General features: G+C 37.8%; 12 protein-coding genes and 2 tRNA genes. 11 read left to right on the forward strand and 3 right to left on the reverse strand.

What is annotated here, in order from left to right:
* Positions 1-33 precede the first annotated feature (33 nt).
* From tsaD to BM266_RS06105, 6 genes are read left to right on the forward strand one after another with little or no spacing between them, the layout of a single operon-like run.
* A complete protein-coding gene (tsaD, locus tag BM266_RS06080) occupies positions 34-1,056 on the forward strand; it encodes a tRNA (adenosine(37)-N6)-threonylcarbamoyltransferase complex transferase subunit TsaD (protein WP_093407177.1) in 1,023 nt (340 codons plus the stop codon).
* A 3-nt stretch (positions 1,057-1,059) separates the two neighbouring features.
* Positions 1,060-1,770 carry a 16S rRNA (uracil(1498)-N(3))-methyltransferase gene (locus BM266_RS06085; protein WP_093407180.1) on the forward strand — a complete coding sequence of 237 codons (711 nt, stop codon included), beginning with the start codon at positions 1,060-1,062 and terminating at the stop codon, positions 1,768-1,770.
* A 50-nt stretch (positions 1,771-1,820) separates the two neighbouring features.
* A complete protein-coding gene (locus BM266_RS06090) occupies positions 1,821-2,465 on the forward strand; it encodes a DUF4159 domain-containing protein (RefSeq protein WP_093407182.1) in 645 nt (214 codons plus the stop codon).
* Positions 2,462-2,983 carry a TrmH family RNA methyltransferase gene (locus BM266_RS06095; RefSeq protein WP_245760393.1) on the forward strand — a complete coding sequence of 174 codons (522 nt, stop codon included), beginning with the start codon at positions 2,462-2,464 and terminating at the stop codon, positions 2,981-2,983. Before BM266_RS06090 ends, BM266_RS06095 begins: the two co-directional genes overlap by 4 nt.
* A 60-nt stretch (positions 2,984-3,043) precedes the next feature.
* Positions 3,044-4,084, forward strand: coding sequence for an AI-2E family transporter (locus BM266_RS06100; RefSeq protein WP_394333117.1), 1,041 nt, complete (start codon positions 3,044-3,046; stop codon positions 4,082-4,084).
* Between the two features lie 10 nt (positions 4,085-4,094).
* Entirely contained in the window at positions 4,095-5,282 is a 1,188-nt protein-coding gene (locus BM266_RS06105) for a class I SAM-dependent methyltransferase (RefSeq protein WP_093407187.1), read from the forward strand.
* Positions 5,283-5,299: 17 nt separating this feature from the next.
* On the opposite strand, the gene BM266_RS06110 is transcribed toward BM266_RS06105, so the two are convergent.
* The 3 genes from BM266_RS06110 to BM266_RS06120 all read right to left on the reverse strand — a co-directional run bounded on the left by BM266_RS06110 (position 5,300) and on the right by BM266_RS06120 (position 7,445).
* Positions 5,300-6,502, reverse strand: a complete 1,203-nt coding sequence (locus tag BM266_RS06110; protein WP_093407190.1) for a DUF2062 domain-containing protein — start codon at positions 6,500-6,502, stop codon at positions 5,300-5,302.
* 26 nt (positions 6,503-6,528) lie between these two features.
* On the reverse strand, positions 6,529-6,894 hold the full coding sequence (locus BM266_RS06115) for an ApeI family dehydratase (protein WP_093407192.1): 366 nt from the start codon (positions 6,892-6,894) through the stop codon (positions 6,529-6,531).
* A 101-nt stretch (positions 6,895-6,995) separates the two neighbouring features.
* Positions 6,996-7,445: a hotdog family protein gene (locus BM266_RS06120; RefSeq protein WP_093407195.1), complete on the reverse strand. Its 450-nt coding sequence runs from the start codon at positions 7,443-7,445 to the stop codon at positions 6,996-6,998.
* Positions 7,446-7,775: 330 nt separating this feature from the next.
* Here BM266_RS06120 and BM266_RS06125 point away from each other — a divergent pair.
* From BM266_RS06125 to BM266_RS06150, 5 genes are all read left to right on the forward strand, one after another.
* Positions 7,776-7,858 (forward strand) — tRNA-Ser (locus BM266_RS06125).
* 234 nt (positions 7,859-8,092) lie between these two features.
* Positions 8,093-8,167: transfer RNA gene (locus BM266_RS06130), tRNA-Pro, on the forward strand.
* A gap of 222 nt (positions 8,168-8,389) precedes the next feature.
* The gene (locus BM266_RS06135; RefSeq protein ID WP_093407231.1) at positions 8,390-9,598 is read left to right on the forward strand and encodes a site-specific integrase; all 1,209 of its coding nucleotides are present in this window, start codon (positions 8,390-8,392) and stop codon (positions 9,596-9,598) included.
* A 524-nt stretch (positions 9,599-10,122) separates the two neighbouring features.
* Positions 10,123-10,524, forward strand: coding sequence for a BLUF domain-containing protein (locus BM266_RS06145; RefSeq protein WP_093407200.1), 402 nt, complete (start codon positions 10,123-10,125; stop codon positions 10,522-10,524).
* 490 nt (positions 10,525-11,014) lie between these two features.
* A partial coding sequence (locus BM266_RS06150; RefSeq protein WP_245760394.1) for an Arm DNA-binding domain-containing protein occupies positions 11,015-11,321 on the forward strand: 307 nt, incomplete at its 3' end.

Below are 11,321 nucleotides of genomic sequence, written 5' to 3' on the forward strand. Positions count from 1 at the left end.
AATATTAACAATTTCTATGCCCCGTATTTCTTAATGGCTTCACAAAATATTTACATTTTAGGAATCGAATCTTCCTGCGACGACACGGCTGCGGCCATACTTCATAACGGTAAAATTTTATCTAATGTTGTGGCCACACAAGCGGTCCACAAGCAGTATGGCGGGGTTGTTCCCGAACTCGCCTCCAGGGCGCATCAGCAAAATATTGTGCCAGTGATCCACCAGGCCATAACTCAGGCAAATATCGTTAAAAAAGATATAAATGCAATCGCTTTTACACGCGGTCCCGGACTTATGGGATCTTTGCTTGTTGGAACCTCTTTCGCTAAATCTTTAGCAATGGGTCTGGGCATCCCTCTTATTGACGTAAACCACATGCAGGCCCATATCCTGGCCCATTTTATTGAAGAAGATGCTTTTGAAAAACCGGAGTTTCCATTTCTTGCCTTAACCATTAGCGGAGGCCATACCCAAATCGTAAAAGTATCCGATTATTTCCAGATGGAAGTTATTGGCGAAACTACCGATGACGCGGTGGGTGAAGCCTTCGATAAAAGTGCAAAGATCTTAGGATTACCCTATCCCGGCGGACCTCTTATCGATAAATATGCCCAGAGCGGAAATCCGAAAGCCTTCAAATTTCCAAAACCCAAAGTGCCGGAACTAAATTTCAGCTTTAGCGGATTTAAAACTGCGGTGCTCTATTTTATTCAACGGGAAACCAAAAACAATCCTGATTTTGTAAAGGTGAATCTAGAGGATATTTGTGCCTCCATTCAGTATTCCATTGTGGGGATTTTGATGGATAAGCTGAAAAAAGCCGTAAAACATACCGGGATTAACCGTATTGCCATTGCCGGTGGGGTTTCGGCCAATAGCGGAATCAGAAACGCTTTGATGGAAGCCGAAAAGAAATACGGCTGGAAATGCTATATTCCAAAGTTTGAATACACCACAGATAATGCTGCGATGATCGCTATAGCAGGGCATTATAAATATCTTGAAAAAGATTTCGCCGATTTCTCCATAACCGCCCAGGCACGCTATAAATTCTAAGCCATGCAGCTCTTTTATAATCCTGAAATCGATGAGAACCAGAAAGATATTGAATTCCTCCGGGATGAAAGTAAACATATCGTAAAGGTCTTAAGGAAGAATGTCGGGGATGTCCTGGAGGTAACAAACGGTCGCGGTTCTCTTTTTACGGTAAAGATAACCGATGCCAACCCAAACCGATGTCGAGCAGCGATAATCGCTTCAGAAAAGGAAAAGCCTGCTTCCTGGCAGCTTCATCTTGCCGTGGCTCCTACCAAAATGAACGATCGTTACGAATGGTTTCTTGAGAAAGCAACAGAAATTGGTATGCACGAGGTCACCCCTGTTATTTGCGATCACAGCGAAAGAAAGCACGTGAAGCTCAATCGCTTTGAAAGAGTTTTGCAAAGTGCTATGAAACAATCGTTGCATTATAGTCTGCCCCGGTTGAATGAAGCTGAAAGTTTGAAGGATTTTCTAAAAAAAGATTTTTCAGGACAAAAATTTATCGCGCACTGCGAAGAAGGAATGCAGAGATTTCAACTGAAAGATAAAATAAAGCCTTCAGCAGAAGCTACAATTCTTATCGGTCCCGAGGGAGATTTTTCTTCCGAAGAAATTCAGCTTGCATTGCAACATGGCTGGCAACCGGTTAGCCTGGGCAATAGCAGATTAAGAACCGAAACGGCCGCTATCGTTGCCTGCCATACCGTTGCCTTAACCAATCAGGGCTAGCTTCAACACTCATATTTATTTCCTATTTTTACCAAAATCCAAAATTTGCTATGAAGATTTGGTTGAGCATTTTTCTGATAGTTCTGGGAGTTTCCGGGGCCTATCCGCAAAAGATCGCGCTTTTAAAATATGATGGCGGGGGCGATTGGTATGCCAACCCTACCGCCCTACCCAACCTGATAAGATTCAGCAATGAAAATGCTAAAACTTCCGTTGATACTAAACCGGAAACCGTAAGCCCGGGAAGTACAGATATCTTTCAATATCCCTTTATTCACATGACCGGCCATGGGAATGTTTATTTTAGCGATGCAGATGCTGAAAACTTAAGAAATTATCTTTTAAGCGGTGGATTTCTTCATATTGATGATAATTATGGAATGGAACCTTATTTGCGGGAAGCCTTAAAAAAAGTATTCCCAGACAGGAGATTACAGAAAATAAGCTCTGCCCATCCCATTTTTAACCAGGTTTATAATTTTCCTGAGGGTTTGCCTAAAATTCACGAACACGATAATAAACCACCACAAGCCCTGGGTATTTTTGAAGAAAAACGCTTGGTTCTTCTGTTTACGGTAGAAAGCGACCTTGGTGATGGATGGGAAAGCCCCGAGGTACATAATGATCCGGAAGAAGTTCGCCTTAAAGCCTTAAAAATGGGTGCTAACATCCTTAAATATGTCTTCGAAAATTGATACAGCTCATTCACAAACAAAATAAATTTGAGGAAAGAAAGTTTCCCATTGTTCTTTTACTGGATAATATTACCGGCGAGGCCAATATTGGCAGTATCTTCAGGCTGGCAGATGCTTTTAATGTGGAAAAAATAATATTTACCGGGACTCCCCCAAACCTCCAAAGCAACCGTCTAAAAAAAACTGCAAGAAGCACACATCAAAAAGTGCTTATTGAAATTAACGAAGATTGTTTCCTAGTCGCTGAAACTTTAAAATCACAGGGATATTGGCTTTATGCTCTTGAAATAACTTCAGACAGCGTACCAATTGGAGATTTTGATTATCAGCAAGATCGTCCACTTTGTCTAATTCTAGGAAATGAAGTTTCAGGAATAGATGAAAAATTACTTAAAATTTCAGATAAAGGACTGCATATCAATATGTATGGAAAAAATAGTAGTATGAATGTGGCGCAGGCGGCAGGCATCGCCCTTTATGAAATAACAAAAACAATCCTTGCTTTCAACAAGAAATAATATATTTACCCTGTGAATTCAAAAGCGATTACATTCGGAATACTGCGTGCAACCGGGATCATGGTTGGAATTATCCTGTTGCTTTACTTTTTGTACATGATCCAATCTGTACTAATTTATATTGCAATTGCCGGGGTAATTTCGCTTATTGGCCGTCCGGTGGTGATATTTTTGAAACACCGGCTTTTAATACCTAATAAGTTGGCGGTTGTCCTGGTGTTACTCCTTGTGCTTTCTATACTCGTGGGAATTGTTTTTGTATTTGTTCCAATTGTTATTGAACAAAGTCAACACCTGGGACAGATCGATATTGAAGCCTTTCGGGCCGATTTAAATGTGCTTAATCAGGAGATCAATGATTACCTGGGCGTGCAAGAAATCAATATAATTGAAGGTTTACGCCAAAGTGAATTCTTTCGGGATTTTGATATAGGTGGAATACCCAGATTTTTAAACAATGTATTTGGAATTTTAGGCGCAGCCTTAATTGCCATCTTCTCGGTGATTTTTATTTCGTTCTTCCTTCTAAAAGATAGCAAGTTAATGTTGAATTCTATCCTGGTTTTCGCCAACCGTGGAGAGGAAAAGAAGTATCAGCGGATTTTTAACGCGATCAAAATATTGCTTTCGCGCTACTTCGTAGGACTCTTTTTGCAGATTACTGTGTTATTTATTTTATACACCATTTTACTCACTGTTTTTGAGATAAACAATCCTGTGGCTATTGCCTTTATTTGCGCATTTTTAAATCTTATCCCCTACCTGGGCCCTATTTTCGCCGGGATATTAATGGCTCTATTTGTAATCTCCAGTTTCCTGGGGGCCGATTTCTCTACCGTTATCTTACCAAGACTAGGTTATGTAATGCTGGGTTACGGAATTTGTCAGGTTATAGATAATTTTATTTCTCAACCTATGATCTTTGGCGCGAGTGTACGTTCGCATCCTCTGGAGATCTTCCTTATCATACTTATTTCTGGTTTGCTTTTCGGTATTGCGGGAATGGTAGTAGCTGTACCCGTTTACACCGCCCTGAAAGTTATCGCTAAGGAATCGCTTAGCGAATATAAAATTGTAAAAAGACTTACCCGCGATCTTTAAATCTCCTGCTTTGAATAAAGCGCTTTTAAAACCCGAAATCCAAAATTTTATCAGGAAAAACCTGAAAAGGGATCTTACGGGACTTGTGCTGAAAGGAAGCCCGTTCCCCGAAGTTTCTTCTGCTGAAATAGCTATGCAGATATCAGGCTTAAAAACGGCTGAAAAAAAAATTCCTACCTTGTTTGAAACCCAAAACATTTTTTATCCACCTAAATTAAACCTGGAGCAAACATCTTCAGAAATTACTGCAAAATATAAGGCTTCATTAATTCAGGGAGAACGACTCATAGACCTTACCGGCGGTTTTGGTATCGATGATCATTTTTTTGCTGAAAGTTTTAAAGAAGTGGTCTATTGTGAATTAAATGAAGAGCTGGCCGAAATTGCAAGACATAATTTCAAGCAGCTTAAGAAAGATAACATACAGGTTATTCCAGGAGATGGTATAAAAACGCTGGAAATCACCGATAAAGATTTTGATGTGATCTATGCCGATCCTGCCAGGCGGGATGACCACGGCGGAAAGGTTTTTAAACTTACAGATTGCCTCCCCAATATTCCGGCTAACCTGGATCTTCTATTCAACAAAAGCAGCAGAATTTTAATTAAAACCTCCCCGCTTCTGGATATTACGGCGGGTATAGCAGAATTAAAATACGGATCAGAGGTTCATATAGTGGCGGTAAATAATGAAGTGAAGGAGCTTCTTTGGTTTATGGAGAAAGGTTTTTCAGGTTCTCTTCAAATTAAAACTATTAATTTTAATAAAAATCAGCTCGAAGAATTTTCGGGAACCATAGAAAACAAACCAGAACTAAACTTCAGCCTTCCCAAAAAATACCTTTATGAACCCAATGCTGCCATAATGAAAAGCGGTCTTTTTGAACGTTTGGCTGAAAAAACCGGGACTTTCAAACTGAATAAGAATTCGCATTTATTTACTTCAGAAAAATTAAAAAAATTTCCCGGAAGAAGATTTGAAATAATTGGTATAAAAGACTTTAAGGCCTCTAGACTAAAGAAGGAGTTTAAAGAAAAAAAAGCAAATATTACCACCCGGAATTTTCCTGAAAGCGTTGCAGGTTTACGTAAACTTCTCAGAATCAAAGATGGGGGAGAGCGCTATCTTTTCTTTACCACTAACCAAGAGAATAAAAAGATAGTTCTTGACTGTCGAAAGGTTAAGGCTTTAAATTGATTCCTGATTAAACAATGCTATGGCTTAACCACCTGTTGCTGCTTCGTAAGCGCGAACATAAAATAAAAGACTGCCCAAAGAGTTAACGCAATTACTCCTGCCAGGGCAAAGCTTCCAACTATGTACTGCCAAAATCCCTGGATCAAATCTGTAGCCGAGTCAAAATCTTCCGGCAGCAATTCCCATCTAAAGCCTCTTCCGGTGATAAATGATCCCACCTGGTAACTGGCATATACAATTAAAGGTATTAGTGGTGGAATACTGATGTTAGAAAATAAGAAAGCTACTACTTTGTTCAGCTTGAAAGCTGCGGCAAGGGTAAAAACTAATAACGTATGAAATCCCCAGAACGGGGAAATACCAACAAAGACTCCTAAAGCGATCGCAGCAGCCTTTTTATGTGCCGGTTCATCGCTCTTGATAATGTTCTCTTTCCAAAAACGCTTAAAACCTTTTCTTCTGAAATCATTATAAGTATCCCTGGGGTGAATATAGAAGAAACTAACCAGCACAAACCAGATATAAAGCAGTGTAATCCGGGTAATATCCCAGAATGGCCTGAAATGGGTTACCCGGTTTTCTTCTTCGTAGAATACTTTTATAGAGATGTTTTTAACTTTTACCTTACGCCAGGCTGCTTTCACAATAACCTCGATCTCCAATTCAAACTTTTTGGTATAAAGCCTTATTTCATTTATTGTTTTAAGGGGATATAAGCGGTAACCACTTTGTGTATCTGTCAAATTAATTCCAGTAACAACCAGAAACCAGAAATTAGAAAATTTATTCCCTAAAGTGCTTTTTCCCGGAATCCCGTCCTGGGTCATATTGCGGTCTCCTACCAGAAGAATCTCTGTGCCGGGTTTCTTATTTTCCAGTTCGCCTAGAAAAACATCAAGGTCATCTGGATAGTGTTGTCCATCAGAATCTATTGTAACCGCATATTCATAACCAAGCGCTTCAGCGATTTTGAAGCCTTGCTTTAAAGCTTCACCTTTACCCTGATTTTCTTCAAAATGATGAATATTTATTGCAGAAAACTCCTGAAGAATCTGTGAAGTAGAATCAGTAGAACCATCATTAACCACAACCAGATTAGAAGTATAAAGCATCAAGTCCTGCAGGACACTTGCCAGAGTTTTTTCATTATTGTATGTCGGGATAAGGATGCAACAATTAAGTTTCTCAAATCTGGATTGGTATATAGGTGTACTACTCAAATCTATTTTATTTTCGGCGAAAGTAATTAAATTAGTTTGTATATAGCATTGATTTTTAAGGAAATACCCTCGTTTGTTTTAGCAATTCCCTTAAGTCTGATTTCTTGGCTATTATCCTCAAAATGATACTCCAGAAACAATTCGTTATGGATTTCAGGATCTACCACAGCCATAAATTTTATATTATTTGCATTTTTTAATTGCAGCGATTTCCCAATTCGACGCTCAGCATCCTCTTTGAACAACTGCATTAAGATAACTCCGGGGGTCACCGGGCGGTTTGGAAAATGACCATTATATAACCGGTGGTTTTTATTGATTTTTAAGTGGGTAATACATTTTCCATCTTCTTCCCTTGAAGATTCCACCGAATAAAAGTCTTTTAAAAGCATCTGTTCTTTTTGGTTATTCGTACTAAAATATATAGAAAAATAGGATTAAAGGTACGGGGGCTTATAAATTTTGGGCCTACACTGAAATTTTCAGAATTCAATTAACCTACCGTGACGGTTTTCATTTCAGAAGTAGCCAGTAATTTTCCACTCTCATCCTCTGTCCGTGCTCCTACTGAAGTCACATTTTTAAATTCCTGCAGGATCTCCACATTGGTAGTAAGCGTGCTTCCGGCCTTTGGTAATTCAAAGATCTCTACCGATTTGATTGAACCTATAAAGCCGGTTTTTGGTTTATCCAATCCAGACAAAAATCCCTGGTACCCACGCCAAAGGGACATACTTTGAGCCATATGCTCAATAAGTCCGGGTTCAGAAAAAACACCATCCTCCACCAGAATATTATCCATTGGAATAACAAACCCGGTCTTACCGGTGTTTTCTGTGTATTTAAGAAGCCGGTCTACCATTACAAAAGGTGGTTTCTGCGGAATTAATTCCAGAATACGTTCAATTTCAAGAATGGGTTCTTTGAGTAAACTTTGTTTCATAGACATTTCGTTAGCTGAATAATATAGTTTGATTCAAGCAAGGCTAATTTATTAAAAAATTAAAGATAAACTTTTAGCAGGGTTTTGCCGGATTAGATCCTGTTATCCGTTTAAATACTGCCCTATTAAAAAATTAGAGAAAAATTCCCGGTTAAAAATATTGATGAAGACCAATAAAATTTAAATAATTTTCTTCTTAAAATTCTGAAGCAAAAGTGATTAATAAAATGTTGTATTTTTATTGGATGTTTTAGCCCAAAAAAGTTTGGAAGCTACCTAAGTAAAAGTTACATTTGCAACCGCAAAATAATTGCGACGTTCATTAATATTGGAGAGGTGGCAGAGTGGTAATGCAGCAGCCTGCTAAGCTGTCATCCTTTTTGGATGCCCGGGTTCGAATCCCGGTCTCTCCGCAAGATTTTTAGTCTGTGGATTATTTATTCTCCTTTTCGAAAGAAAAGACAGGGATAGATTTCCTCCGCTTCCCGACTGCTTCAGTGTATTTTGGAACGGAAAAGACTAAAAATTGAATTGAAAACACAACGCAAGTTGTTTTCTCTGGGTGTAGCCCTTCAGTATGTCGCTTTCGAGACTTACTCAGTACAGGTTTCACCTCATTATCGCGCCGAGCGCGATTAAGAAATACTCGGGGTGTAGCGTAGCCCGGTTATCGCGCCTGCTTTGGGAGCAGGAGGCCGCAGGTTCGAATCCTGCCACCCCGACTTTTTGAGTCTCAAATGACATCAAAAAACACCTAAATTAATGATTTTCAGTACTTTAACAGATACTGGGAATCATTTTTTTTTGTTTGATATCAAACAAAATGTAACCTATTCGGTTACCTAATCGGTTACCTATTTTTTCTTATCTTTCAGTAGCCTTGGGGCTTTAGCGTGATTTGACTTTCTACAATTATGTTAAATCAGTTACCTAAAACAAAGGCGATGAAATCAAAACCCACTTTTCGCATTCTCTTGTGGCTCAATCTGGCCAAGAAAAAGGACACTCTCGCACCTATTTATGCAAGAGTAACTGTTAATGGTCGGCGGGCAGAAATCAGTTTAAGAAGACAATGTCATCCAGAATCCTGGGATGATCGTGCCCACAGGTTAAAAGGAAGAAACCAGGAGGCCACTACTTTAAATAATTACCTGGATGCCAAGTACGCAAAATTACTGCAGTGCTATGAAGATCTGCTTAAAGAAGACAAGGTTATAACCGCCCAGGCCATTAAAGCACGTTTTCTTGGGGCGGATTCGACTTTTAAGTCTCTCCAGGATGTTCTTGATCACCATAGTACTACTATGGGAGATGTTCTTAAGCCAGGAACCTTGAAGAATTATGGAGCTACAGAAAAATATTTACTCGATTATCTCTCCAGGGAGCATAAAACCACCAATATTTATCTTAAGAATATAAGCTATGAATTTGTTACTGGCTTTGAAAAGTTTCTAAGAAGGAAAAAAGACAAGAAGGGTAAAAAGCAATTGAGCAATAATGGAATTATGAAACACCTGGAGCGTTTTAAAAAGCTCACGAATTTAGCCATTAAACTTGGATGGTTGGAAAAGGATCCTTTCCGGAATTATAAAATGAAGTTTGAAAAGTTTGATCGGCCATATTTAAGCAAAAGGGAACTGGAATTCATAGAAAATACGAGATTCACCCGGGTAACACTAGAACAAACAAAGAATATTTTTCTTTTTTGCTGCTACACTGGATTATCCTATATCGATGTTAGGAATTTGACTTATGATAACATCATAAAAGGTGTAAATGGAAAAGAATGGATTTATTGCCAAAGAGCAAAGAGCCAGACCTCGATGAAAATCCCGTTACTAGAGAAGCCAAGGAAGATTATAGAAAAGTATAGGGATCCAATGGCTGAAAAATTACTTCCGGTTTATAGTAATCAAAAAACCAATAGTTATCTCAAGGAGATAGCCACTCAATGTAAGATTCCTAAAAAGCTTAGTTTTCACGTGGCCAGGCATACCTTTGCCACCACAGTTACACTTTCCAATGGTGTTCCAATAGAAACTGTCTCCAAGTTGTTGGGACACACAAAACTTTCTACCACTCAAATCTATGCTCGGGTGGTAGATAAAAAGATTGGAGACGACATGGATATGCTACAAGCTAAATTGATGTGAAATTCACGGGCAAAAGAAAAAAAACCAGAGAGCTTCATTTTTTTTTTGAATAGCCTTTCTTCAGTCAAGGGTTTTCAGTTATAGGGTAATATTTTATTTAAAAATAATTTACCCAATTACCCTAAATTAAAAATCTCGGGGAGTTCTTGACTTTTTAAATCAGAAAATCGATTTATACAATAAATAATAAATTCAGGATATAATTCAAGATGTGTGTCTGTGGACACAATCTTGATTACTCCCGATGGTCGCAATAAAAAAAAGATGTTTAAGGCGGAATTAATTCCAACTTTATTAGATGTTAACGGGTTTGTTTTATGTAACACCACCTTTTTAACAAAAATTCTCAATAAGGTTATTTGTTTGCCAATTGGGATGAGCAACCAAACTAACATTCTGGTTATACGTAAATTACAGAATATCAAGACCCCTTAAAAAGCAAATACAAAACAATGTAATATAGCTTGATTATTTTTCCGCCGGAAAAAATTTAAAATCAACCTTAGAAATATAAATTCGAGATTATGAGATATGCAATATCCTACGTTAGCACTGCAAATAAAGACCTAACAGACCCGGAAGTAACCAATATAATGAAAAGGACCATGAAATTTAACCGTAATCACGATATATCGGGTATACTTTTATATAATGAAAATAATTTTTTTCAACTTCTTGAGGGCGAAAAGCAGACTGTATTAGAATTGTATAAAATAATTTCGGAGGACTCTCGACATTATGATATAATTAAATTTCTGGAGAAACCAATATTTAATACTCCTTTTGACGGTTACTTAACGGAATTTATAACTGATATTAAAAGATGCGACGAATCTACATTAGAAAAATATCAACATTACTTAAAAGTCTTAAATCCTGGATCTCAAAAATCGATGAAAAGGGTATTGGAGGTAATGATGGTCTGATATCTTATTATTTAAGTTCTCGAAAATATGACTACCACAACAGTTAAAAGACTTGAAAGGCATGCCATATAACCGAATTCCATTATTGACTTTTAATAAATGAAATTAAAATTATTACATTTGGTTAGTCAATTTAATCATTCTGAAAGTTACCTATTCGGTTACCTGGAGGAAAGAAAAAAAGGAAAAGTACTGTATTTACTAGGTATACGGGAGGGGAAAAATAACCCTGCCACCCCGACTTTTACAAGTTATATTTTAACATAAAAAAAGGGTAATTATATGGTTTTCATATAGTTACCCTTTCTTTTTGTGCTCAAAAATTAACAAATAGTGTTAAATTTTATGTGAGTTTATCGTGAGTTCACGGTGAATTTGTGAGTTTATCGTGAGTTATTTTTTTGTATTTTTAGCTTACCGGTACTCCATAATTATGTATTGGTAGTTTGACTTTCGCCTTAATTAATTGTTTCATTTAAACAACAAAACTATGCGTACCAGTCAAACCTTTTCCATTTCTTTTTTCATTCGCAAAAAGAAAAAACAACCAGAATTAGCCCTCCTCTATGCCCGAATTACCGTTAACGGCAAATCCCTGGAAATTAGTTTAAAACGAACTATTCCGGTGGACAAGTGGAACCAATCTGCAAGTAAACTTACCGGTAGTAGTGCTGAAAGCCGGCAGATCAATAAAAAAATTGATGAAACCAAAGCACAACTTTATAAAACCTATGATAGCCTTTTAAAAGATGGTCTTCTGGTCACCACGGAGACGATCAAAGCGAGATTTCTTGGAA

This window comes from Salegentibacter flavus, assembly GCF_900115145.1.
Lineage (GTDB): Bacteria > Bacteroidota > Bacteroidia > Flavobacteriales > Flavobacteriaceae > Salegentibacter > Salegentibacter flavus.